Consider the following 23,782-nt stretch of genomic DNA (forward strand, 5'->3'; position numbering starts at 1 on the left):
GACAAGGTAGACCTGTGCGTACGTACAGCCCGAAGCCGGGTGAGATCGAGCGTCAGTGGCATGTGATCGACGCCGCCGATGTCGTGCTGGGCCGTCTGGCCACCCACGCCGCCACGTTGCTGCGTGGTAAGCACAAGCCCACTTTCGCGCCGCACGTCGACACCGGCGACTTCGTCGTGATCGTCAACGCCGGCAAGGTGGCCCTGACCGGCAACAAGCGGCACACCAAGGTCGCCTACCGGCACTCCGGATACCCGGGCGGCCTCAAGCAGGTGGGCTACGACGAGTTGCTCACCAAGCGCCCGGAGAAGGCCGTCGAGCTGGCCATCAAGGGGATGCTCCCGCACAACAAGCTGGGCCGTAAGCTGATCACGAAGCTGAAGGTCTACCCCGGTGCCGAGCACCCGCACGCCGCGCAGCAGCCGGTGCCGTTCGAGATCAAGCAGATCGCTCAGTGATCGTGAGCCAGGAATATCGCGCTGTAGCGCGGGCGAAGGAAACCGCATGACCGACACCATCGCGCCGAGCCCGACGGCCCCCAGCGAGACCGCCGCGCCCGCCGCTACCACCACCACCAGCGCTCCGGTGGCCCGCGTCCCGCGTGGCGACCGCCCGATCCAGACCGTCGGCCGCCGCAAGGAGGCCATCGTCCGGGTCCGGATCGTGCCCGGCAGCGGCAAGATAACCTGCAACGGCCGCGAGCTGGAGGCGTACTTCCCCAGCAAGGTCCACCAGCAGATGATCAAGGAACCGCTGGTGACCGCCGAGAAGGTCGAGACCTTCGACGTCATCGCCAACCTGCGCGGCGGCGGCATCACCGGCCAGGCCGGCGCGCTGCGGCTCGGCATCGCCCGGGCGCTCATCACGTTCGAGCCGGACGACCGGCCGGCGCTGAAGAAGGCCGGCTTCCTGACCCGGGACGCCCGGGTCAAGGAGAGCAAGAAGTACGGCCTCAAGAAGGCCCGTAAGGCCCCGCAGTACTCGAAGCGCTGATTTGCTGACGGACGGCCGGGTCCGCCCACCCCTCGTGCGGTGGCGGTCCCGGCCGTTCCGCGTTCTATCGCCAATCGCCGCGCATCCCGGGGTGATTTGTTCTTGACTGGTCGTGTCCCGGCTGGTTTCTCATCAACGGCGTACTTTCGGAGGTTCTCCGCATGGGCCGGTTGTTCGGCACCGATGGCGTACGCGGCCGCGCGAACGCCGACCTGACACCCGAGCTGGCGCTGGCGGTGGCCGTGGCGGCCGCCCGCACGCTTGCCGAGTCCGACCGCAGCCACCAGCCACTGGCGGTGGTCGGCCGGGACACCCGCGCCAGCGGGGAGATGCTGGAGGCGGCCGTGGTGGCCGGTCTGGCCAGCGCCGGCGCCAACGTGGTCCGGGTCGGCGTGCTGCCCACCCCGGCCGTGGCGCACCTGGTCAGCGAGACCAAGGCAGACCTCGGGGTGATGCTCTCGGCCTCGCACAACCCGATGCCCGACAACGGGATCAAGCTCTTCGCCGCCGGTGGGCAGAAGCTGCCCGACGAGGTGGAGCTGCGGATCGAGGCGGCGGTCGAGGCCGGCGAGCCGGCCGGCTGGCACCGCCCGACCGGCGCCGGCGTCGGCCGCGTGCACGACCTGCTCGACGGCGCGGACCACTACGTCAAGCACCTGGTCGGCACCGTGCCCAACCGGCTCGACGGGCTGAAGGTGGTGGTGGACTGCGCCCACGGCGCCGCCGCCGAGGTGGCGCCGGTGGCCTACCAGGAGGCCGGCGCCGAGGTGATCGCCATCCACGCCGAGCCGGACGGCCTCAACATCAACGAGGACTGCGGGTCGCAGCACCTGGACGCGCTCCGGGCCGCGGTGGTCGAACACGGCGCGCACCTGGGCATCGCCCACGACGGGGACGCCGACCGGTGCCTGGCGGTGACGGCGGACGGCGAACCGATCGACGGCGACCAGATCATGGCCATCCTCGCGCTGGCCATGCGGGACGCCGGCACGCTCACCGGCAACACCCTGGTGGCCACCGTGATGAGCAACCTCGGGCTGCGGCTGGCGATGTCCCGGGAGGGCATCCGGCTGATCGAGACCAAGGTCGGCGACCGGTACGTGCTGGCCGAGCTGCGCGCCGCCGGCCTGGCGCTCGGCGGCGAACAGAGCGGGCACATCGTGCTGCCCGCGTACGCCACCACGGGGGACGGGATTCTCACCGGCCTGCAGCTGATGTCCCGGATGGCCGCCACCGGACACGCCCTGGCCGACCTCGCCTCGGTGGTCACGAAGCTGCCCCAGGTGCTGATAAACGTGCCGGTGGGCGACCGCACCGTCGGAGCCGGCGCTCCGGCGGTGCTGGCGGCGGCCGAACGGGCCGAGGCGGAGCTGGCCGGGACCGGGCGGGTGCTGCTGCGCCCGTCGGGCACCGAGCCGCTGGTCCGGGTGATGGTCGAGGCGGCGACGCTGGAGATGGCGCAGACCATCGCCGAACGGATCGCCGCCGAGGTCCGGGCCGCCAGCCCCGCTGGCGGTTAGCCGACGCTGGCCCCCGGCCAGCCGGCACGGTCTGCGGTCAGCCGCGGTGGGTACCGCCGGCGCGGAGCCGGGCGACCGCATCGGCCAGCACCTCGGGTCGCTTGCAGAACGCGAACCGGACCAGCCGGCGGCCGGCCCCCGCGTCGTCGTAGAAGACCTGGGTCGGCACCGCCACCACCCCGCACCGCTGCGGCAGGGTCCGGCAGAACTCCACTCCGTCGCGGCCGCCGAGGCCGGTGATGTCTGCCGTGACGAAGTAGGTGCCCTCGGACGGCAGCACGTCGAACCCGGCGTCGGCCAGCCCGGCCGTGAGCTGGTCCCGGCGGGCCTGCAGCCCGTCCCGGAAACCGGTGTAGTAGTCGTCGGGCAGGCCCAGCGCCACCGCCACCGCCGGTTGCAGCGGCGCGCCGTTGACGTAGGTGAGGAACTGTTTGACCCGCATCGTGGCGGTGACCAGGGCGGCCGGGCCGCTCGCCCAGCCGATCTTCCAGCCGGTGCAGGAGAAGGTCTTGCCGGCCGACGAGATGCGCAGCGTCCGGCCCCGCATCCCGGGCAGGCCGGCGAGCGGCAGATGCCCGCTCGACGCGTCGGTGAAGACCAGGTGCTCGTAGACCTCGTCGGTGACCGCGTAGGCGTCGTACTCCTGGCAGAGCTCGGCGATCATAGTGAGTTCCGCCCGGTCGAAGACCTTCCCGGTCGGGTTGTGTGGGGAGTTGAGCAGCACCAGCCGGGTGCGCGGCCCGAACGCGGCGCGCAGCTCGGCCGGGTCGAAGACGTACCTGCCGCCGGCCGAGGGCCGCAGCGTGACCGGCCGGCGGACCGCACCGGCCAGCGCGATCGAGGCCGCGTACGAGTCGTAGTAGGGCTCGAAGCAGACCACCTCGTCACCCGGCTCGGCGAGCCCGAGGATCGCGGCGGCGATCGCCTCGGTCGCCCCGGCCGTGATCAGCACCTCTCGCTCCGGGTCGTAGTCCAGACCCCAGAACCGACGCTGGTGGGCGGCCACCGCGGCCCGCAACGCCGGGATCCCCGGTCCGGGCGGATACTGGTTCTGCCCGCTCATCAGCGCCTCGGCGGCGGACGCCAGCATCTCCGGTGGTCCGTCGGTGTCCGGGAAGCCCTGCCCCAGGTTGACCGCGCCGGTGCGGACCGCCAACGCCGACATCTCGGCGAAGATGGTGGTGCCGAACGGGCGCATCCGGCGTACCAGCGGATCGGCCTCGATGTCCATCCGGGCTCAGTTTCCGCCGATGCTGGTGCAGTCGACCGTGGCGAACCCGCCGCTGGCGTCCGTCTTGGCGACCTCGCGACCGTCGACGGTGAGCCGGCAGCCGATCGAACCGTCGCCGGCCTCGGTGCGCAGCGCGATCAGCATGATCAGGGCCTGGTTCTGCATGGTCACCTCGGTCCGCCACGGCAACTCGACGTTGAGGGCCTGCTTGGGCAGCCCGGAATCGTCCACATAGGTGACCGAGGCTGGGCCGTCGCCGGTCACCTCGTAGACCACGGTCACCGGCCCGCCGGAGCCCGGCGGCAGCAGCGGTTGGCGACCCGACGGTGACGGCTCGGTGGCCCGTGGCGGGCTGGTCGGGGAGCTGGTCGCCTCGGCGACGGCCCGCTCGACCGACTCGGCGGTGTCGCGCAGGAAGGCGTAACCGGCCACGCAGGCGCCGGCGCAGAGCAGCAGCACCAGAACCACGCCGAGCACGATGAACAGCACCGCCCGGTTTGCGCCGCCCGACCCGGACGGCTTGGACCCGCCGGGCGCCGGCTGGCCGGGCTGGTACGGCGGATAGCCGGGCGGCGGCGGGTAGCCGGGTGGTGGTGGATAACCGGGCGGTGGTGGATAACCGGGCGGTGGCGGATAACCGGGTTGTGGCGGGTAGCCGGATGGCGGGTAGCCGGCGTCGCCCGGGGGCGGGTATCCCGGTTGGTAGGCGGGACCCGCCTCATAGGGAACGGTCGGCGGCTCGTACGACGGGGTGGGTGCCGACGGCTCGTACGACGGGCCCGGCGGCGGCGGCTCGTACGACGGGCCGGGTCCGGAGGCGGGCGGCTCGGACGGTGGCGGGGGTGACGAGTCGCTCATCGAGTGCTCCAGGGGCGACGGCGGTGGCCGGGTGCCGGGACGGCGTACGGGTCTGTGCGGGGTCACGGTACCGCGCCCGGCCCGGGCCGGCCGGTTTCGTACCCCGCCGGGTGCCCCGGACGCCGGTGCGTCGTTCGCCGGACCGGTGTGCGGGCGGCCGATCGGTCCCGAGAAGGGCGATATCGCGCAGGGAGAGTGATTGAATCAGCTACTTTCAAGCAGGAGTAATGAGCGAAAGCTGGGATACGCTGCGGACCATGTGTGGAATCGTGGGTTACGCCGGCGCTCGCCCGGCACTGGACATCGTCGTCGACGGGCTCCGGCGGTTGGAGTACCGCGGCTACGACTCGGCCGGCGTCGCCATCGTCTGCGACGACGAGCTGCTCACCGAGAAGAAGGCCGGCAAGCTGGCCAACCTCGAGAAGACGTTGGCCGAGCGGGCCGGCGGCGGCACGGCCGATCCGGGCGCCGGTCCGCTCGGCATCGCGGCCGGTAGCACCGGCATCGGGCACACCCGGTGGGCCACCCACGGCGGTCCGACCGACCGCAACGCCCACCCGCACCGGTCCGTCGACGGCCGGGTGGCCGTGATCCACAACGGGATCATCGAGAACTTCGCCAAGCTCCGCGCGGAACTGGAGGACGGCGGGATCGAGTTCGGCAGCGACACCGACACCGAGTGCGTCGCGCACCTGCTCGCCGCCGAGTTGGACCGGATGCGTGCCGACGGGCAGCCGGCCGGTCCGCCGCTGCTGGCCGCCGCGATGCGGGCCGTCTGCCGACGGTTGGAGGGCGCGTTCACCCTGCTCGCGGTCGACGCGGCGCTGCCCGGCGTGGTGGTCGGGGCGCGCCGCAACTCGCCGCTCGTGGTCGGCCGGGGCACCGGGGAGAACTTCCTGGCCAGCGACGTTTCCGCGTTCATCGAGCACACCCGGGAGGCGGTGGAGCTGGGGCAGGACCAGGTCGTGCTGATCACCGCCGACGAGGTGTCGATCACCGACTTCGACGGAGCGCCGGCGGCCGGCAAGGACTTCCACATCGACTGGGACGCCTCGGCCGCCGAGAAGGGCGGCTACGACTGGTTCATGCTCAAGGAGATCGCCGAGCAGCCGCAGGCCATCGCCGACACCCTGCTCGGCCGGCTGACCGACAGCGGCGAGATCATGCTCGACGAGGTCCGCCTCACCGACCAGGATCTGCGTGACGTCGACAAGGTCTTCATCGTCGCCTGCGGCACCGCCTACCACTCCGGCCTGGTCGCCAAGTACGCCATCGAACACTGGACCCGGATTCCGTGCGAGGTGGAGCTGGCCAGCGAGTTCCGGTACCGGGATCCGGTGCTGGACCGGTCCACCCTGATCGTGGTCATCTCGCAGTCCGGCGAGACCATGGACACCCTGATGGCGCTGCGGCACGCCAAGGAGCAGAAGGCCCGGGTGCTGGCGATCTGCAACACCAACGGCTCGACCATCCCGCGCGAGTCGGACGCCGTTCTCTACACCCACGGCGGCCCCGAGGTCGCGGTCGCCTCCACGAAGGCGTTCCTGACCCAGTTGGTGGCGTGCTACCTGATCGGTCTGCATCTGGCTCAGGTCCGCGGGATCAAGTACGCCGACGAGGTGGCCGCCGTCGTCGCCCAACTGCAGGAGATGCCCGACAAGCTGCGTACCCTGCTGACCGCGATGGAGCCGGTCCGGCAGCTGGCCCAGGATCTCCGGTCCGCGCCGACCGTGCTCTTCATCGGCCGGCACGTCGGCTACCCGGTCGCCCTGGAGGGCGCCCTCAAGCTCAAGGAACTCGCGTACATGCACGCGGAGGGGTTCGCCGCCGGTGAGCTGAAGCACGGCCCGATCGCGCTTATCGAGCAGGGCACGCCGGTGGTCTGCGTGGTGCCGTCGCCGGCCGGCCGCGGCATGCTGCACGACAAGATCGTGTCGAACATCCAGGAGGTACGCGCCCGGGGCGCCCGGACGATCGTGATCGCCGAGGAGGGGGACCGGGCGGTGCTGCCGTACGCCGACCACCTGATCGCCGTGCCCCGTACGCCGACCCTGCTGGCGCCGCTGGTGACCACCATCCCGCTGCAGGTCCTGGCGGCCGAGATCTCGGCGGCCCGGGGCTATGACGTGGACCAGCCGCGCAACCTGGCCAAGTCGGTCACGGTCGAATAGCCACCACGGTCACGGTCGAGTAGCCACCTCGGCCACGCCGGCCAGGGCCGGGCCGCCGGGTGTCCAGTAGCCGGCGTGGCCACCCGGTCCGGTCGGAATCCGCCCGGCACCGAACGCCGCATCGGCCGGGTTGCGGCCGAACCAGAGGTCCTCGGCCGGCTGGCCGAAGGCCAGCGGGCCGGCCAGCGGGGCGAACACCCCGACGGCGAGCCGCTCCAGCAGCTCACCCGGGGCCAGCGCGGCGTACTGGATCGGGTCGTCGCGGGCGGTACCGGCCCAGACCTGCCCGGCCGGCAGGCCCAACCCGTCGGCCCGGTCCACGCCGACCCCGGGGGCGCCGAGCAGCACCACCTGGTCGGCAGCGAGACCGTGGTCGCGGGCGGCGGTCCCGACCACCAGCGCGCCGTAGCTGTAGCCGACCACCGTCTGCCCGGCCGGCGGCCCGTCGTTGCTGGCCCGCAGCCCTTCCTGGAACCGGTGCAGGGCCGGCCCGGCGTCGCGGGCACGGGAGTCGCTGGCCGCCTCGTCGACAAAGTCCGGAGCGTCGTAGTCGAGCCAGAGCACGGCGGCGCTCGCGCGCCCCGGCGCCTCGACGGCGCACTGCTCGGCCAGCCGGTCGACGCGGATCAGCTCGGCCCCGATGCCGGGCAGGTCGGCCTGCATGCCAGGCACATAGCTGACCACATGGTCGGCCCGGTCCGGGTTGCCGATCGCCAGGACCGCCCGGCCGTCCCCGGCCTGGTCGAGGGCGAGCAGGTAGGCGCGCTGCCCGGAGTCGCTGCCGAGCCGGTCGGCCAGCGCGGCTCCCCGCTCGGCCAACGCACCAGGCCCCCGCTCGGCCAACAGCAGCCGGTTGGCCTGGTCACGCGCGTCGGCCGGGACGCCGTCGGTCCGCCCGACAAGCGTCGGCTCGTGCGCCACCAGCCACCGGCGCTGCGCCGCCGTCAGCCCGTCCCACCAGCGCCGCACGTCGGCGGGCTCGGCGCCGCCCGGCGGCCGCAGCGATCCGGCACCGCCCGGGGCGGCGGGACCGCCGGCCGGGTCCGCGTCGCCACCCGGGCGACCAGCGCGACCGGCGTGCTCCGTCCAGCCTGCCCGTGCGGCTGCGGCCAGGACGGTCAACCGGCCGGCGGCCGTCCGGTCGGCGGTCTCGGCCAGCGTCAACGCCGCCGCGATTCGAGCCGCGACCGCCCGCACCGCGTGGCCGGCGTCCGGCCCGGCGTCGCGGGCCACCGGCCCGGCCGTCGGTGCCCGGGACACCCGGCCGTGCCGGTCCACCAGCACCCCCGCCGCGTCGGCCGCCTCGACCGCCGCGGCCAGCAGGGCTCGCGCCCTGGTCAGGGCTGCCGCGAACTCGGCCAGCACCTGGTCGATCTCGATGAACGCCGGACGGCCGAGTGCCAGCACGGCGGTGGGGCCGGCCAACCGGGCGCCGGCGGCCCGCCCGGCCGGGCCGGACCAGCCAGCGAGCAACCGCGCACCGGCGGCACGCAGCTCCGCGCGCCGCCGGTCGACCACCTCCAGCACCGCCCGCCAGGCCGACCCCGCCGCCCGCCACGAGCCCGGGTCGGCGGCCCAGAGCCGCTGGTACGGACCGACCTGCTGCCCGCCGCCGACCAAGGGCTGCCCGCCGCCGACCAAGGGCTGCCCGCCGCCGACCAAGGGCTGCCCGCCGCCGGCCACGGGCGATCGGGTGCCGGTCACCGGCGGCCCGGCCCCGACTACCGGCGCTCGGGTGCCGGACCACCGCGGCGGGTTCACCGGGCGGCCCCGGAGAGCCGTCGGGCGGCCCGTTGGTCCGCGTCGTCGTACTCGTCGGCGGCGGTCCGCGCGGCGGTGGCCAGCTCAGCCAGGTCGCCGCCGACCTCGCCGAGCCAGCCGTGCACTGCGGACTCGACCGTGGCCAACGCCTCGGCCGTGGCCCAGCCCGGCGTCGGCACGGTCAGGCCGGGCACCCCGGCCAGGCCGTGGCCGAGCCGGTAGGCGATGCCGGTCAGCTCACCGGCGGCCCGGCGCAGCACATCGGTGCTTACCACGAGATCGTCCCGCATCGGAGCCTCCTCACGGGCGTCGGCGGCCCCCGCCGACATCCCGACGCTACGAGCTCCGGCCCACCGTGACCTGCCCCTGTGGACAACCGGCGGCGGGGCACCGCAACCGTCGTCCACAGCCCTTGTCCCGCCTACCGGAGGCCGTTAATCTGCCGGCTTCCTGGTGCGCGGGTGGGTGGGGGATTACTCGTCTAGGGTGAGGTGATGATCGGCTCGGTGATGGTGGTGCAGCGATGAGGCCGGCCTGGCGCGTCGCCGACGTCCGCGCGGCGGAACGGGAGCTGATGGCCACCCTGCCGCCCGACACGCTGATGCAGCGGGCCGCCGCCGGCCTGGCCCGTCGCTGCGCGCTGCTGCTGACCGGGACCGGCGGCGTCTACGGGGCCAGCGTCCTGCTCCTCGTCGGCTCCGGCGACAACGGCGGGGACGCGCTCTACGCCGGCGCCCGACTCGCCGACCGGGGCGCCGCGGTCACCGCCCTGCTGCTGGCGCCGGACCGGGCGCACCGGGCCGGGCTGGCGGCGCTGACCGCCGCCGGTGGCCGGGTCGTGGACCGGCAGCCGGCCCGGGTGGACCTGGTGATGGACGGCATCGTCGGGATCGGCGGCACGGGTGGGCTGCGTGAGCCGGCCGCCCGGGTGGTCGCCGGCCTGACCGAGCTGTGCGACCGGAGCGGCGGGCGACCGCCGGTGGTGGCGGTGGACGTACCCAGCGGTGTCGAGGTGGACACCGGTGACGTGCCGGACGCGAACGGCGCCGGGCCGAGCGCGGTCACCGCCGACCTGACCGTCACCTTCGGCTGCCTCAAGCCGGCGCTGGCGGTCGGCCCGGCCGCCGCCCTGGCCGGCGAGGTGGAGCTGGTCGACATCGGTCTGCGCCCGTGGCTGCGCGGCACGCCTGCGTTGCGGGTGACCGAATGGGACGACGTGGCGAGCTGGTGGCCCCGCCCCGGCGCGGCATCCGAGAAGTACAGCCGAGGGGTGCTCGGCATCGCCACCGGCTCGGCCACCTACCCCGGGGCGGCGGTGCTGTCGGTGGGCGGCGCGGCGGCCGGCCCCGCCGGCCTGCTCCGCTATGCCGGCGGCGCCCGGGCCGAGGTGCTGCACCACCATCCGTCGGTGATCGCCACCGACCGGGCCGCCGACGCCGGCCGGGTACAGGCCTGGGTCTGCGGCTCCGGAATCGGCACCGACGACGCCGCGGCGGCCGAGCTGCGCCGGGTGCTGGCCGCGCCGGTACCGGTCGTCCTCGACGCCGACGCGCTGACCCTGCTGGTCGACGGCCGGATGGCCGAGCAGCTGCGGGGAAGGGCCGCGCCGATCGTGATCACCCCGCACGACCGGGAGTTCAACCGGCTCTGCGGAGAGCCGCCGGGCACCGACCGGGCCGCCTCCGCGCTCCGGCTGGCCGCCTGGATGAACGCGGTGGTCCTGCTCAAGGGGGACCGGACAGTGATCGCCACCCCGGACGGCCGGGTCACCGTCAACCCGACCGGTACCCCGGCCCTGGCCACCGGCGGCACCGGCGACGTGCTGGCCGGCCTGCTCGGCTCGCTGCTCGCCGCCGGCCTGGCACCGGACCGGGCGGCCGCCGCGGCGGCGTACCTGCACGGCCTGGCCGGCCGGGAGGCGGCCCGGCACGGCCCGGTGACCTCGGCCGACGTGGCGGCCGCGCTGCGCCCGGTGATCGCCCAGCTGGGCTGATCCAGGCCGGGGAGGTCGCCCGGCTGGGCTGATCGGACGGGGAGCCCGGAGGAGACGATTACCGGAAAGTAGGCTGGTCACATGTGGCAGGCCGAGGTGCGGATCGATCTCGACGCGATCCGGGAGAACGTCAGCCGGCTGCGGTCCGGCACGAGCGCCGAGCTGATGGCGGTGGTCAAGGGCGACGGTTACGGCCACGGCATGCTGCCGGTCGCCCGGGCCGCGCTGGAGGCCGGCGCGAGCTGGCTCGGTGTCTGCACCCTGGACGAGGCGCTGACCCTGCGCCGGGCCGGGATCACCGCGCCGGTGCTGGCCTGGCTGCTCGTGCCCGGCCTGCCGCTGCACGAGGGAGTCGCCGCCGGGGTCGACCTGAGTGCGGCGAGCGTGGCCCAGGTCGCCGAGATGGTGGCCGCGGGCGAGACCGCCGGCCGGCCGGCCGCCGTCCACCTGAAAATCGACACCGGGTTGTCCCGGGGCGGCGCCACTGCCGCCGACTGGCCCGAGCTGGTCGAGGCCGCCGCGAAGGCCCAGGCCGACGGACTGGTCGAGGTGGTCGGCGTGTGGAGCCATTTCGTGTACGCCGACGCGCCCGGCCACCCCACCATCGACCGCCAACTCGCCGCCTTCCAGGAGGGGGTGGCGGTGGCCGAGCGGGCCGGGCTGCGGCCCCGGCTGCGGCACCTGGCCAACTCGGCCGCCACCCTGACCCGCCCCGACACCCACTTCGACCTGGTCCGGGCGGGCATCGCCGTCTACGGGCTGTCGCCGGTGCCGGGGCAGCAGCACGGGCTGCGTCCGGCGATGACCGCGCGGGCCCGGGTGATGCTCACCAAGCGGGTGCCGGCCGGCACCGGTGTCTCGTACGGGCACACCTACACCACCGACCGGGAGACCACGCTGGCCGTGGTGCCGCTCGGCTACGCCGACGGGGTGCCCCGGCACGCCTCCGGCACCGGACCGGTCCGGCTGGCCGGCCGCACCCGCACCATCGCCGGCCGGGTCTGCATGGACCAGATCGTGCTCGACTGCGGGGACGACCCGGTCGCCGCCGGCGAGGTCGCCACCCTCTTCGGCGACGGCGCGGACGGCGGGCCGACCGCCGACGACTGGGCGGCCGCGGTGGGCACGATCAACTACGAGATCGTCACCCGGTTCGGCGGCCCCCGGGTGCCCCGGGTCTACGACGGGGAGACCCGGGACCACGGGGAGGCGGCGTGAGTTCCGCCGTGCCGCGTCCCCGCCGGCCCGCCGGCTCGGCGCTGGTCCGGCAGACCCGGTCGTGGTCGCCGACCGCCCGCGCCGCCGGCATCTTCGGCGCGGTCGCCGGGGTGGCGGCGGCCGGGGTGGCCGCCGCGCTGGCGGCGGAGCGAGCCCTGGTCCGGCACTCGAAGAAGGCGGTCGGTGATCCGTACGTCGACGAGATCTTCGGCGACCAGCCGTACGACGAGTCGTACCTGGTCGAGACGGCGGACGGCACCGACATCCACGTCGAGGTGGTGCACCCGGCCGGGCCGGCCGATTCGGCGCGGCCCACCATCGTCTTCGTGCACGGTTTCTGCCTCGACATGGGCACCTTCCACTTCCAGCGCAAGGTGCTCGCCGAGCGCGGCGCGGACCGGCTGGTCCTCTACGACCAGCCGGGGCACGGCCGGTCCGGCCGGCTGGAGTCCGGCGAGTACGAGTTGCGCGCGCTCGGCGAGACGCTGCGGGCGGTGATCGACCGGACGGTGCCGGCCGGGCCGCTGATCCTGGTCGGCCACTCGATGGGCGGGATGACCATCATGGCGCTGGCCGAGCAGTACCCGGAACTGTTCACCGACCGGGTGGCCGGGGCGGTGCTGATGGCCACCTCGGGCGGGATGCTCGGAGAGACCAAGTTCGGGCTGCCGGCGATCATCGCCCGGGCCGGCACCCCGCTGCTGCCGGTGGTCAACAGCGCCACCAAGCTTTCCGGCGGTGTGATCGACCGGGCCCGTCGGGCCTCGGCGAACCTGGCCTGGCTGTTGACCCGCCGGTACGGCTTCGGGGAGGGCAACCCCAGTCCGGCGCTGGTCTCCTATGTGGAGGAGATGAACTCGCGCACCTCCACCGAGACGGTGGCCCGCTATCTGCGTACCCTCTACACGCACGCCCGTTACCCGGCGCTGGCCGCGCTCCGGGAGACCCCGACGCTTGTCGTCGTCGGCGACCGGGACCTGATCACACCGGTCAGCCACTCCGAGGAGATCGTCCGCCGGCTGCCGGGCGCCGAGTTCGTCAAGGTGGCCAACAGTGGACATGTGGTGATGCTGGAACACGCCGACCAGGTGAACGCCGCGCTGCTCGACTTCCTGGACAGACTCACCCCGCCCTCGCCACACTCGTCGGGTGAATCCGATGCGTGAACTGTCCACGGTGGAGCAGACCCGGGACTTCGGTGAACGGTTGGCCGGCCTGCTGCGCGGCGGTGACCTGCTGGTGCTGACCGGCCCGCTGGGCGCGGGGAAGACCGCCCTGACCCAGGGGATCGGGGCCGGGCTCGGTGTGCTCGGCGCGGTCACCTCGCCCACCTTCGTGATCGCCCGGGTGCACCGCCCGGACGGGGCACGGGGCGGGCGGGTGCCGCTGGTGCACGCGGACGCGTACCGGCTGGGAGGGGCCGCCGACCCGCGGGCCGAGATCGACGACCTCGACCTGGACGCCTCGATCGAGGAGGCGGTCACCGTCGTCGAGTGGGGCGAGGGGATGGTGGAGCAGTTGGCCGACGCACACCTGCGGATCCGGATCGACCGTCGGGACGACGATACGAGAGTGGTCGAGTTGGTGCCGGTGGGCGGCGATTGGTCAGACCGGCTCGCTAGTTTCTCCGCATGACTCTCGACCTGCCCGCCCTGCTGCCCGAATCGTGGCGTGCCGTGCTGCGGCCGCACCTGGACCCGGTCGGCACCGCCGAACTCGGCGCCTTCGTGGCCGACGAGTACGCCACCCACCCGGTGTTTCCACCGGTCGAGGACCTGTTCACGGCGTATCGGCTGTGCCCGCCCGAGGACTGCCGGGTGCTGATCCTGGGCCAGGATCCGTACCACAAGGCCGGCCAGGCGCACGGGCTCAGCTTCAGCGTCCGGGACGGGGTGGCGGTGCCCCCCTCGCTGCGCAACGTCTTCAAGGAGCTGGCCGCCGACGTCGGTGTGCCGGTGGCGCGCAGCGGCGACCTGACCCGCTGGGCGCGGCAGGGAGTGCTGCTGCTCAACGCCGTGCTGACGGTCCGGCAGGCCACTCCGAACTCGCACGCCGGCAAAGGCTGGGAGGCGTTCACCGACGCGACGATCAAGGCGCTCGACGCGCGCCGCGAACGGGTGGTGTTCCTGCTCTGGGGCGGCTACGCCCGGCGCAAGCGGGAGCTGATCACCAATCCGGACCACGTCGTGCTGGAGGCCGGGCACCCCAGCCCGATGAACCCCCGCGGCTTCCTGGGCAGCCGCCCGTTCAGTGCTGCCAACAAGGCCCTCGCCGACGCCGGCCGGCCCACGGTCGACTGGGATCTCTCAACGCACTGACCCGTCCGTCCGACCCGTCCGACCGCGGGCGGGTCAGCCTGGTGCCGGGGTGGCGACCGGACGGGAGCCGGGGTCGGCCGCCAGCCGGAGGCGGTGCCGGCGTAGCAGGTCGGCGGCGACCGGGTCGGCGAGTTCGATCAGCGGCAACGGGACGACCGGATAGGTCCGGTCGCCGTGGCGGACCTGGATCGCGGCTGGGAGCTGCTCGTACATGGTGGCGGTGAGCTCGCCGACCGTGGTCCGCCACCGGTGCTCGCCCGGCTCACGGGGATCAATTGGCAGCCCGCCGAAGTCCTCCCACCGGGGATTCCAGCGGTACGCGAAGACCTCGGTGAGCCAGCCGGTGAAACGGTCGGCATCGGCCCACCGGATGGCGATGTCGGTGGCCTCGGCCGGCAGTGGCACGCCCTGCAGCACGGCGGCGGTGGCGCCGGTCAGCAGATAGGGCAGTTCGGCCAGGCGCTTCATCGCCGAGTGCAGGTCACTGGCGGCCAGGCGTTCCTCGAGAGGTTGGCTGGCCAGCCTGGCGAGTGCCGCATCAAGGTGCGCGTCCAGGGGCTCCAGGCTGATCGCGAGTTGGGTGTCCAACGCGGCGAACAGCCGCTCCAGCAGCGGCACGCTGGCTGACCGGCCGCCGCGCTCGACCCGGGCGACGGCCGCCTGGCTCACCCCGGCCAGCTCGGCGAGCTGCTGCTGGGTCAACTCGCGCAGCTCACGCTGAAATTTCAGTTTCTCGCCGAGAATGGCGAGCAGGCGACTCTCAGTCACCCACAAAATTTTGAAGTATCCGGTTGTGCGATATGCCTGAGCGTCATAATTATGACTCGGTTGTATATTGCCATCCGGTTATATTTCTTGGCTGAGAAACTTTGGTGACAAATGTCCTTTTCGTCGCGTCGGTGGCCTGGTGCGCTCCGATGAATGAGACCAGGTGGAGCTAGGGAGACCTGTGGCGGCTTCTTCGTGCATGGGCGGGACGACGGCTGAACCAGGTCTGATCGTAGGTCGGGCTTGATCGTCGGCCGGGCTTGGCCATGGGCCGGGTTGGGCCCTGGTTGGGCTTGGACGTGGGCCTGGCTGGGTCGTTAGACGTGGGCCGGGTTGAGACGTGGGCCTGGCTGGTGGTGGGTTGGGCTTGGACGTGGGTCGGGCTTGGACGTGGGTCGGGCTTGGACGTGGGTCGGGCTGGGTGGTGGCCGGGCTGCGGGAGAGGGCGGGCGGAGGCTGGGGTCCGGGCACGGGCGGGTTGCGGGGGTGCAAGCCGGGACGCCGTCCGGCCGGAAGGGTGACGGTGGGTGCGCGGGCTCGTCCGGTTAGGGTTCAGGCGTGCTCGTACTCGTGGTTGATTCGTCGACCCCGGCGGTGGCGGCCGCGCTGGCGGAGGTCACCGCCGAGGGCGTCGCGCTGCGCGCCGAACGCGGCAAGGTTGACGCCCGGGCGCACGGCGAACTTCTCGCCCCGCAGGTCGACGCGGTGCTCGCCGAACTGGGCGCGCGACCCCGCGACCTGGCGGCCATCGTCGCAGGTACCGGCCCCGGGCCCTTCACCGGGCTACGGGTCGGGCTGGTGACCGCGGCCAGCATGGGACAGGCGCTGGGCATACCGGCCTACGGGGTCTGCTCCCTTGACGCGATCGGCTGGACGGCGACGGCGGACCTGGGCGCCGCGCACCTGGGCGCCGTGGACCCGGGGGCCGTGGACCCGGGCGCCGTGGACCCGGGGGCCGTGGACCCGGGCGCCGGGGACATGGGCGCCGTGGACAGGGGCGTCCTGGACAGGGGCGGCAGAGGCTTGGGCGCCGTGGAGATGGGCGGCGGAGGCATGAGGTCTGAGGACTCGGGGGCTGGCCGGTCGGGTCCCGGGGCGGTGCTGGTGGCGACCGATGCCCGGCGGCGCGAGATCTACTGGGCGGTCTACCTGTCCAGCGGCGAGCGGATCGTCGGGCCGGAGGTCGGTGTCCCGGCCGCCGTGGGGGACCGGGCCCGGGAACTGGGCGTCGGCGCCGCGGTCGGGGAGGGCGCCCAGCGGTACGCAGAACAACTCGGGCTGCCGCTGCTGGCCGGCCCGGCGCACCCGCCGCCGTACGCGCTGGCGGTGCTGGCCGCGGACCGGATCCGAGCCGCCGCCCCGGCCGAGCCGCTGACCCCGCTCTACCTGCGCCGCCCCGACGCGGTCGCGGCGACCACCCGCAAGCCGGTGCTGCCGTGACCGAAGGTGCCGAGGCGACCGGCGGTGTTGGCGTGACCGGCGGTGCGGAGGCGACGGGCGGTGTTGGCGTGACCGGCGGTGCGGAGGCGACCGGCGGTGTTGGCGTGACTGGCGGTGCTGGCGTGACCGGTGGTGCCGAGGTGACCGGCGGTGCTGGCGTGACGGCGGTGCCATCGCGCCTGGCGGTGCTGAGGTGACCGGCGCGATCCGGCTGGCCCGGTTCCGCTGGTGGCAGATCACCGACGCGGTGCGGATCGAGGCCGACCTGTTCGGCGCGGAGCAGTGGTCCCCGGCGATGTTCTGGAACGAACTGGCCAGCGGCCACTTCTACCTGGTTGCGCAGGACCCGCAGGGCGAAGTGTTCGGCTACGCCGGACTCGCCGTGACGCCACCGGACGAGGCGTGGGTGCAGAACATCGCGGTCCGCCGCGACATGCAGCGGGCCGGTCTCGGCCGTTCGCTGCTCACCGCGCTGCTGGCCGAGGCGACCCGCCGGGGGACCCGGACCACCCTGCTGGAGGTCGCCGTGGACAACGCGCCGGCCCAGCGGCTCTACGCCAGCTACGGATTCGAGCCGGTCGGCATCCGGCGGGGCTACTACCAGCCCAGCAACACCGACGCGCTGGTGATGCGCCTGGACATGAAAGGGCCCGAGACGGTGGAGCGCGAGACGACGGGACCGGCCCGGCATGGCTGACGAACCGCTGGTGCTGGGGATCGAGACGTCCTGCGACGAGACCGGGGTCGGCATCGTCCGGGGGCACACCCTGCTCGCCGACGCGCTCGCCTCCAGCGTGGACGAGCACGCCCGGTTCGGGGGCGTGGTGCCGGAGGTGGCCAGCCGGGCGCACCTGGAGGCGATCGTACCGACCATGCGCCGGGCGCTGACCGACGCGGGCGTCACCCTCGCCGACATCGACGCGATCGCGGTCACCGCCGGCCCGGGGCTGGCCGGCGCGCTGCTGGTCGGGGTGGCCGCCGCCAAGGGCTACGCGCTCGCCGCCGAGAAGCCCGTCTACGGGGTCAACCACCTGGCGGCGCACGTCGCCGTCGACACCCTTGAACACGGGCCGCTGCCGGAGCCGGCGATCGCCATGCTGGTCTCCGGCGGGCACTCCTCCCTGCTGCTCGTCGACGACCTGGCCGCCGGGGTGACCCCGCTCGGCGCGACCATCGACGACGCGGCCGGGGAGGCGTTCGACAAGGTCGCCCGGCTGCTCGGCCTGCCGTTCCCCGGCGGACCGCCGATCGACCGGGAGGCGCGGGCCGGCGACCCGGCCGCCATCGGCTTCCCGCGCGGGTTGACCGCCCCGAAGGACCAGGCCGCGCACCGGTTCGACTTCTCCTTCTCCGGGCTCAAGACCGCCGTGGCCCGCTGGGTCGAGGCGCGGGAGCGGTCCGGTGAGCCGGTGCCGGTCGCCGACGTCGCCGCCTCCTTCCAGGAGGCGGTCTGCGACGTGCTCACCGCCAAGGCGATCGACGCCTGCCGTACCAACGGCATCTCGACGCTGGTCATCGGCGGCGGGGTGGCCGCCAACTCCCGGCTGCGGGCGCTCGCCGAGCAGCGCGCCGAGAAGCACGGCATCGAAGTCCGGGTGCCCCGGCCGAAGCTCTGCACCGACAACGGGGCGATGGTCGCCGCGCTCGGCTCCCACCTGGTCGCCGCCGGGGTGGCACCCAGCAGACTGGACCTGCCGGCCGACTCCGCGATGCCGCTGACCGTGGTCAGCGTGTAGCGTCCAGCGGCGGAGGCAAGGGAGATGAGCGACGTGATCGTGCGGATGTGGGAGGCCAAGGCGGAGCCGAAGGGGTTCGCCGAACTGATCTCCTGGGTCTGCGAGAAGGCGCTGCCGGAGATCGAGCACAACCCGCTGCACGTGTCCAGTGAGGTCTTCTCCTCAACGGACAACCGGGTCGTGGTGATCTCCAAGTGGCGCAGCAACCCGGTCAGCCTGCCCGAGCCGCCGGTGCTGCTGGTCGCCCGCCCACCCCACAGCTGGGACTTCGCCCAGGTCGACCGCTGACGGTATGTGGTAATTCGGTGGCTCCCCGCCAGGGTGAGCCCGTAGTTTCCGTACCGCTATGCGGCCGCTACCCGAGGCTGATCCCGGTAGTCCCGACCGGCGGTCGGCCACCAGGTTCCTGCTGTGGATGGCGGCCCGGATCTGGCCGGCACTCACCGCGTCGGTGCTGTTCGCCATCGTCTGGATGGTCAGCCAGGCGCTGATGCCGGCCGCGATCGGCAGAGCCATCGACGACGGACTCACCGACCGTGACCGGGACGCCCTCCTCGCCTGGGGACTCGTCCTGCTCGGCCTCGGCGCCACCCAGGCGGTCAGCGGGATCATGCGGCACCGGTTCGCGGTCTTCTGCTGGCTGTCCAGCGCGTACCGGACCATGCAGGTCTCCGTCGACCAGGCCAACCGGCTCGGCGCCACCCTGCCCAAGCGGCTCGCCACCGGCGAGGTGGTGAGCATCGGCACCTCCGACGTGGAGCGGATCGGTAGCGCCCTGGACATCACGGCCCGGGGCGTCGGGTCGGTGGTCGGGATCGTGGTGATCGCGGCCGTCCTGCTCGACACCTCGGCGCAACTCGGCCTGGTCGTCCTGCTCGGGGTGCCGGTGTTGATGGCGGTGGTCGCCCTGCTGATCCGGCCGCTGCACCGGCGGCAACGTTCCTACCGCGACCAGGAAGGGAACCTGGCCACCCAGGCCGGCGACATCGTCACCGGGCTGCGGGTGCTGCGCGGCGTCGGTGGCGAGCGCCTCTTCTCCACCAGGTACCGGACCGAGTCGCAGCAGCTGCGGGCCGCCGGGGTGCGGGTGGCCCGGGTCGACGCGCTGCTGGAGTCGGCGCAGGTGCTGCTGCCCGGCCTGTTCGTGGCACTGGTGACCTGGCTCGGGGCCCGCTACGCGCTGGCCGGCGAGATCACCGCGGGGCAGCTGGTCGCCAGCTACGGCTACACCGCGTTCCTGATCACGCCACTGCGGACACTCACCGAGTTGGTCGACAAGTACACCAAGGGACACGTCGCCGCCCGCCGGGTGGTGAATCTGCTCAACCTCGAACCGGAGCTGCGCGACCCGGACCAGCCGGCGACCATCCCCGAACGCGGCGGCGAACTCGTCGACGTCACCTCCGGGCTGGTGCTGCGACCGGGACGACTGACCGCCATCGCCGCCGCCGACCCGGCCGACGCGACCGCGCTGGCCGACCGGCTGGGGCGGTACACCGACGCGGAGGTGACGCTGCACGGCGTACCCCTGGAAGAGCTGGCGCTGGCGACGGTGCGGGAGCGGATTCTGGTGGCCGACAACGACGCGCGTCTCTTCTCCGGGCCGCTCCGCGCGGAGCTTGACCCGCGCGACGCGGCCGGGGACGCGGAGATCGCGGCGGCGTTGGCCGCCGCCAGCGCCACCGACATCGTCGCGGCGCTGCCCGACGGGCTGGACAGTCACGTCGCCGAGCGGGGGCGGGAGTTCTCCGGCGGGCAGCAGCAGCGGTTGCGGCTGGTCCGGGCGCTTGTCGCCGACCCGGAGATCCTGATCCTGGTCGAGCCGACGAGCGCCGTCGACGCGCACACCGAGGCGCGGATCGCGGCCCGGCTGCGCGCCGCCCGACGGGGCCGTACCACCCTGATCTGCAGCACCAGCCCGCTGGTGCTGGACCGGGCCGAACACGTCATCTTCGTCGACGACGGCAAGGTGGTCGCCGAGGGCACCCACCGGGAACTGCTCGACAGCCAGCCCCGGTACGCCGCCACCGTGACCCGGGCGGAGGACTGATGACAGTGGACCGGGCGCTGCCCGTCGCCGACGCGCGGCAGGTCCGCCGGTACGCCCGCACCCTGCTGCGGCGGCACCCGCGCGCCCTGGCCGGGGTGCTGGGCCTGCACGCGCTGGCCGCGATCGCCGGGCTGGCCGCCCCCCGGCTGCTCGGCGAGCTGGTGGAGGGCATCGCCGCCGGCACCAGCCGGGTGAGCGTGGACCGGATCGCATTGGCCATCGCCGGGTTCGTGGTCGGGCAGGCGGTGCTGGTGCGGTTCGCGCACTTCGCCTCCGCCCGGCTCGGCGAACGGGTCCTCGCCGAACTGCGGGAGGACTTCGTCGACCGGATCCTCGCCATCCCGCTGGCCACCGTCGAACGGGCCGGCACCGGTGACCTGCTCACCCGCACCTCCCGGGACGTCGCCGCGCTGTCGCGCACCGTCCGGTACGCCGTGCCGGACACCCTGATCGCGGCGGTCACCCTGGTCCTGATGGGCGGCGCGCTGCTGCTGGTCGGGCCGCTGCTGGCGGTGCCCTGCCTGATCGCGGTGCCGATCCTCTGGGCGATCACCCGGTGGTACCTGCGCCGGGCGCCGGCCGGGTACCTGCGGGAGAACGCCGCCTGGTCGGACATCACCGACGGACTCAGCGAGACCGTCGAAGGCTCCCGGACCACCGATGCACTCGGCCAGCGCGCCCGCCGCCGGGCCCGCACCGACGCCGACATCCGCCGGTCGTACGCGGCCGAGCGGTACACCATGTGGCTGCGCACGATCTCCTGGCCGGTGCTGGAGTTCAGCTATGTGCTGCCGGTGGGCGCAACCCTGGTGATCGGTGGCTTCTTCTATCTGGAGGGCTGGGTCACCCTCGGGCAGGTCACCGCCGCCACCCTCTACGTGCAACTGCTCATCGAACCGCTCGACCGGCTGCTCTCCTGGCTGGACGAGCTGCAGGTCGGCGGCGCGTCGCTGGCCCGGCTGCTCGGTATCGCTCAGACCGACGACGAGCGGCCTGACGCGGGTGTGGCCAGTCCGGACGGGCGGGAGCTGGTCGCGCGGGACGTGCGGTACGCCTACCGGGACGGGCGGGACGTGCTGCACGGGATCACGCTCACCCCGCGGCCCGGCGAGCGGCTGGCGATGGTCGGTCCGTCCGGTGCCGGCAAGTCCACCCTCGGCCGGCTGCTCGCCGGCATCCACCGGCCGCGGGCCGGGGTGGTGACCGTGGGCGGGGTGCCGCTTGCCGATCTGCCGTTGGCCGAGCTGCGTACCCGGGTCGCGCTGGTCACCCAGGAGCATCACGTCTTCGTCGGCAGCGTGCGGGACAACATCCGGATGGTGCGGCCGGACGCCGATGACGGGCGGATCCGCGCGGCGCTGGCGGCGGTGGACGCGTTGGACTGGGTCGAGGCGCTGCCGGCCGGGCTGGACACCGTGGTCGGGGCCAAGGGCCACCCGGTGCCGGCCGCGCAGGCGCAGCAGCTCGCGCTGGCCCGGCTGGTGCTTGCCGACCCGCACACGTTGGTGCTGGACGAGGCCACCTCGCTCATCGACCCGCGCGCGGCCCGGCACCTGGAACGGTCGCTGGCCGGTGCGCTGCGCGGCCGTACGGTGATCGCGATCGCACACCGGCTCTTCTCGGCACACGACGCGGACCGGGTGGCGGTGGTCGAGGACGGCCGGATCACCGAGCTGGGCTCCCACGCCGAGCTGGTCGCCGCCGACGGCTCGTACGCGGCCCTCTGGCGCTCCTGGCACGGCACCACAACCTAGGTATGACAGGACCACTCAAACCCGGTCTTTGCGGCGTACGGTCAACGACATGGTGAGTGATCGCTCTCGATTCGCGACTTGGGGTAAGACCGAGAAAGGAATGTTCATGTCGAAGCGTTTGATGCGCGTCAGGCTGATTGGGGTCAGCTCGGCGGCGATCGTGGCCACTGCACTCCTGCTGGCCGTCGGCCCGGCAAGTTCCGCGTCTGCCAGCGGCTCCACCGACCCGAACTCCACCTACTACTCCGCACCGCAGGACCTACACCCGTAGGCGGGCAAGGCGGCTCGGCGCGCCGGACTTCACGAGATGGCCCTGGGGCCAGTTTGGAGCTGGTACCAGGGCGCCATCTTCACCTCGAGACTTAACCATGATCACGAGTGGCGGCTGCCGTACCAGGTGGCACTGCCTGGGTACGACGGAACGATCCAAACTGGATGATCCTCGCGTACAGTCGCGTTGTGGTCAGTGATCGGTCTCAGCTTGCTGCGTTCCTTCGCTCCCGGCGTGACCGGCTTACGCCACGGCAGGCCGGCATCGCGCCGCTGCCGGGCGAACGCCGGGTACCGGGACTGCGCCGCGAGGAGCTGGCTCTGCTCGCTGGGATCAGCGCCGACTACTACAGCCGCCTTGAGCAGGGGCGCCAGGCGAACATCTCTCGCGAGGTACTCGACGCGTTGGCCCGGGCTCTGCGTCTCAGTGACGTGGAGCGCGGCCATTTGTACGACCTTGCCACGCCCCGCTCGCCCCGCAGCCGGGTGCCTGTCGACCGCACCCAGCGGCCGGATCCGGGGATGCTGCGGGTGCTCAGCACGCTCGATCATGTCCCGGCCGTGCTCATCGGCCGGCGCGGGATCGTGCTGGCCCGCAACGCGCTGTTCAGCGCCGTGTACGGGCACAGCATGGACCCGGGCACGTCGTGGGCGCACTTCCTTTTCCTCCACCCGGAGGCTCGGGCGCGGATCGACGACTGGGAAGGCTGCGCCAGGGCCGCCGTCGCAGGGCTGCGGCGTGAGGCCGCCCGCCATCCGCAAGACCGCCGACTGAAGCGCGACATCGACGAGCTGCGCCGGGCCGACCCGGACGTCGAGCGTTGGTGGGACGAGCACCGGGTCGGCGAGTACTCCTCGGGTTACCGACGCATCCGGCACCCGGTCGCCGGCAACTTGGATTTCGACGTCGAGCTGGTCGTCGCCCCGCAGGAGGCCGGCCAGCACCTCGTCATCTACACCGTCGAGGCGCACTCGCGGACGGCACGCGCCCTACCGCTGCTCGCCGCCTTGCGCTCCGACCAGGTGGAGATGCAACCCATTTGAATGGGATATTGTGCCAACGCCGCGCTCTACGCGGGCACTGGGCCATCGAAGCCCTGCACTACATCACTACCTTGCCGAACCCTGCGGCCCGCCGCCCTTCGGGTTGCTACTACGAATTGTTGCTGGGAGCCGCGCCGGGTCCCGCGCTGACCTGGAACTCATAGTTCCATGCCGGCGAGAAGGATCCGTCGAGGAAGCGTGTCCGCACCGACAATGTATTGCTGCCAGACAATCTTCGACTGGATCGAGGGCTGGTACAACACCCGCCGCCGCCACTTCACCCTAGAACTACCTGAGCCCGGCCGAGTACGAAGCAGCCGCCTATCCCAGCAGGCCCGTCAGCAGGGTAGCGTGAGATCAACTTACTGACCCTGTCCGTGAAACCGGGTCAAGCCCACTGGGCTCCCACACCGAACTGGTCGCCGCGGGCGGCTCGTACGCGTCCCTGTGGCGCTCCTGGCGCGGCGACTGATCGTCCACTCGTACCACCTGAACCCCTTATGGAGCAAGGGTTAACGAGATTCTGCGAATTCCGCTCGGGTATTGACGAACGTCTCACATGATCGCTAGCGTGACCGGGTCATAGCTGTCCGTGGGCGGGGGTTTGATGGTCGACAGCGATGTCCGACGATGCTCCTTCCCACCCAGCGGCGACGT

The 23,782-nt window shown here is 73.0% G+C and carries 23 protein-coding genes; 17 read left to right on the plus strand and 6 right to left on the minus strand.

Features of this window, described 5'->3' with window-relative positions:
• The first annotated feature begins 14 nt into the window (after positions 1–14).
• From rplM to glmM, 3 genes are all read left to right on the plus strand, one after another.
• Complete coding sequence (gene rplM / locus O7627_RS04105) at positions 15–458, plus strand: 50S ribosomal protein L13 (protein ID WP_278092161.1); 444 nt, start codon at positions 15–17, stop codon at positions 456–458.
• 46 nt (positions 459–504) lie between these two features.
• Positions 505–993, plus strand: a complete 489-nt coding sequence (gene rpsI, locus O7627_RS04110; RefSeq protein WP_278092162.1) for a 30S ribosomal protein S9 — start codon at positions 505–507, stop codon at positions 991–993.
• A gap of 161 nt (positions 994–1,154) precedes the next feature.
• Complete coding sequence (gene glmM, locus O7627_RS04115) at positions 1,155–2,513, plus strand: phosphoglucosamine mutase (RefSeq protein WP_278092163.1); 1,359 nt, start codon at positions 1,155–1,157, stop codon at positions 2,511–2,513.
• 37 nt (positions 2,514–2,550) lie between these two features.
• On the opposite strand, the gene O7627_RS04120 is transcribed toward glmM, so the two are convergent.
• Positions 2,551–3,744 carry a pyridoxal phosphate-dependent aminotransferase gene (locus tag O7627_RS04120; protein WP_278092164.1) on the minus strand — a complete coding sequence of 398 codons (1,194 nt, stop codon included), beginning with the start codon at positions 3,742–3,744 and terminating at the stop codon, positions 2,551–2,553.
• Between the two features lie 6 nt (positions 3,745–3,750).
• Positions 3,751–4,602 (minus strand): MmpS family transport accessory protein, encoded by an 852-nt coding sequence (locus tag O7627_RS04125; RefSeq protein WP_278092165.1) that lies wholly within the window; start codon positions 4,600–4,602, stop codon positions 3,751–3,753.
• A gap of 257 nt (positions 4,603–4,859) precedes the next feature.
• On the opposite strand from O7627_RS04125, the gene glmS reads away from it, so the two are divergent.
• The gene (gene glmS, locus O7627_RS04130) at positions 4,860–6,773 is read left to right on the plus strand and encodes a glutamine--fructose-6-phosphate transaminase (isomerizing) (RefSeq protein ID WP_278092166.1); all 1,914 of its coding nucleotides are present in this window, start codon (positions 4,860–4,862) and stop codon (positions 6,771–6,773) included.
• A 9-nt stretch (positions 6,774–6,782) separates the two neighbouring features.
• Here the strand turns inward: glmS and O7627_RS04135 are convergent, their stop codons facing one another.
• Together O7627_RS04135 and O7627_RS04140 are read right to left on the minus strand one after the other, a co-directional pair.
• On the minus strand, positions 6,783–8,477 hold the full coding sequence (locus O7627_RS04135; RefSeq protein WP_278092167.1) for an alpha/beta hydrolase: 1,695 nt from the start codon (positions 8,475–8,477) through the stop codon (positions 6,783–6,785).
• 53 nt (positions 8,478–8,530) lie between these two features.
• Positions 8,531–8,824 (minus strand): type VII secretion target, encoded by a 294-nt coding sequence (locus O7627_RS04140; RefSeq protein ID WP_278092168.1) that lies wholly within the window; start codon positions 8,822–8,824, stop codon positions 8,531–8,533.
• 233 nt (positions 8,825–9,057) lie between these two features.
• On the opposite strand from O7627_RS04140, the gene O7627_RS04145 reads away from it, so the two are divergent.
• From O7627_RS04145 to ung, 5 genes are all read left to right on the plus strand, one after another.
• Positions 9,058–10,527, plus strand: coding sequence for an NAD(P)H-hydrate dehydratase (locus O7627_RS04145; protein ID WP_278092169.1), 1,470 nt, complete (start codon positions 9,058–9,060; stop codon positions 10,525–10,527).
• An 81-nt stretch (positions 10,528–10,608) separates the two neighbouring features.
• Entirely contained in the window at positions 10,609–11,745 is a 1,137-nt protein-coding gene (alr, locus tag O7627_RS04150; RefSeq protein ID WP_278092170.1) for an alanine racemase, read from the plus strand.
• A 41-nt stretch (positions 11,746–11,786) separates the two neighbouring features.
• Positions 11,787–12,911, plus strand: a complete 1,125-nt coding sequence (locus O7627_RS04155) for an alpha/beta hydrolase (RefSeq protein WP_278098146.1) — start codon at positions 11,787–11,789, stop codon at positions 12,909–12,911.
• A complete protein-coding gene (gene tsaE, locus O7627_RS04160; RefSeq protein WP_278092171.1) occupies positions 12,904–13,380 on the plus strand; it encodes a tRNA (adenosine(37)-N6)-threonylcarbamoyltransferase complex ATPase subunit type 1 TsaE in 477 nt (158 codons plus the stop codon). Before O7627_RS04155 ends, tsaE begins: the two co-directional genes overlap by 8 nt.
• A complete protein-coding gene (ung, locus tag O7627_RS04165) occupies positions 13,377–14,063 on the plus strand; it encodes a uracil-DNA glycosylase (protein WP_278092172.1) in 687 nt (228 codons plus the stop codon). The genes tsaE and ung overlap by 4 nt, the downstream gene beginning before the upstream one ends.
• Positions 14,064–14,096: 33 nt before the next feature.
• Here ung and O7627_RS04170 read toward each other — a convergent pair whose 3' ends face one another.
• Positions 14,097–14,831: a helix-turn-helix transcriptional regulator gene (locus O7627_RS04170; RefSeq protein WP_278092173.1), complete on the minus strand. Its 735-nt coding sequence runs from the start codon at positions 14,829–14,831 to the stop codon at positions 14,097–14,099.
• A 558-nt stretch (positions 14,832–15,389) separates the two neighbouring features.
• On the opposite strand from O7627_RS04170, the gene tsaB reads away from it, so the two are divergent.
• Genes tsaB through O7627_RS04205 form a run of 7 tightly spaced genes read left to right on the plus strand, consistent with a single transcriptional unit; the run spans position 15,390 to position 21,811 of the window.
• On the plus strand, positions 15,390–16,271 hold the full coding sequence (gene tsaB, locus O7627_RS04175) for a tRNA (adenosine(37)-N6)-threonylcarbamoyltransferase complex dimerization subunit type 1 TsaB (protein ID WP_347404635.1): 882 nt from the start codon (positions 15,390–15,392) through the stop codon (positions 16,269–16,271).
• Entirely contained in the window at positions 16,268–16,468 is a 201-nt protein-coding gene (locus tag O7627_RS04180; RefSeq protein ID WP_278092174.1) for a hypothetical protein, read from the plus strand. The genes tsaB and O7627_RS04180 overlap by 4 nt, the downstream gene beginning before the upstream one ends.
• Positions 16,469–16,476: 8 nt before the next feature.
• Positions 16,477–16,968, plus strand: coding sequence for a ribosomal protein S18-alanine N-acetyltransferase (gene rimI / locus O7627_RS04185; protein WP_278098148.1), 492 nt, complete (start codon positions 16,477–16,479; stop codon positions 16,966–16,968).
• Positions 16,961–18,007: a tRNA (adenosine(37)-N6)-threonylcarbamoyltransferase complex transferase subunit TsaD gene (tsaD, locus tag O7627_RS04190; RefSeq protein ID WP_278092175.1), complete on the plus strand. Its 1,047-nt coding sequence runs from the start codon at positions 16,961–16,963 to the stop codon at positions 18,005–18,007. The genes rimI and tsaD overlap by 8 nt, the downstream gene beginning before the upstream one ends.
• Before the next feature lie 33 nt (positions 18,008–18,040).
• Positions 18,041–18,295: a hypothetical protein gene (locus tag O7627_RS04195; RefSeq protein WP_278098149.1), complete on the plus strand. Its 255-nt coding sequence runs from the start codon at positions 18,041–18,043 to the stop codon at positions 18,293–18,295.
• A gap of 58 nt (positions 18,296–18,353) precedes the next feature.
• A complete protein-coding gene (locus O7627_RS04200) occupies positions 18,354–20,057 on the plus strand; it encodes an ABC transporter ATP-binding protein (protein WP_278092176.1) in 1,704 nt (567 codons plus the stop codon).
• A gap of 5 nt (positions 20,058–20,062) precedes the next feature.
• Positions 20,063–21,811: an ABC transporter ATP-binding protein gene (locus tag O7627_RS04205; RefSeq protein WP_278098150.1), complete on the plus strand. Its 1,749-nt coding sequence runs from the start codon at positions 20,063–20,065 to the stop codon at positions 21,809–21,811.
• 15 nt (positions 21,812–21,826) lie between these two features.
• On the opposite strand, the gene O7627_RS04210 is transcribed toward O7627_RS04205, so the two are convergent.
• Complete coding sequence (locus tag O7627_RS04210; RefSeq protein WP_278092177.1) at positions 21,827–22,048, minus strand: hypothetical protein; 222 nt, start codon at positions 22,046–22,048, stop codon at positions 21,827–21,829.
• 222 nt (positions 22,049–22,270) lie between these two features.
• Between O7627_RS04210 and O7627_RS04215 the strand changes: the two genes are divergently transcribed.
• Positions 22,271–23,125, plus strand: coding sequence for a helix-turn-helix transcriptional regulator (locus O7627_RS04215; protein ID WP_278092178.1), 855 nt, complete (start codon positions 22,271–22,273; stop codon positions 23,123–23,125).
• Positions 23,126–23,782: the final 657 nt, after the last annotated feature.

It is taken from the genome of Solwaraspora sp. WMMD1047, from assembly GCF_029626155.1.
In the GTDB taxonomy this organism is placed as follows: Bacteria; Actinomycetota; Actinomycetes; order Mycobacteriales; family Micromonosporaceae; genus WMMD1047.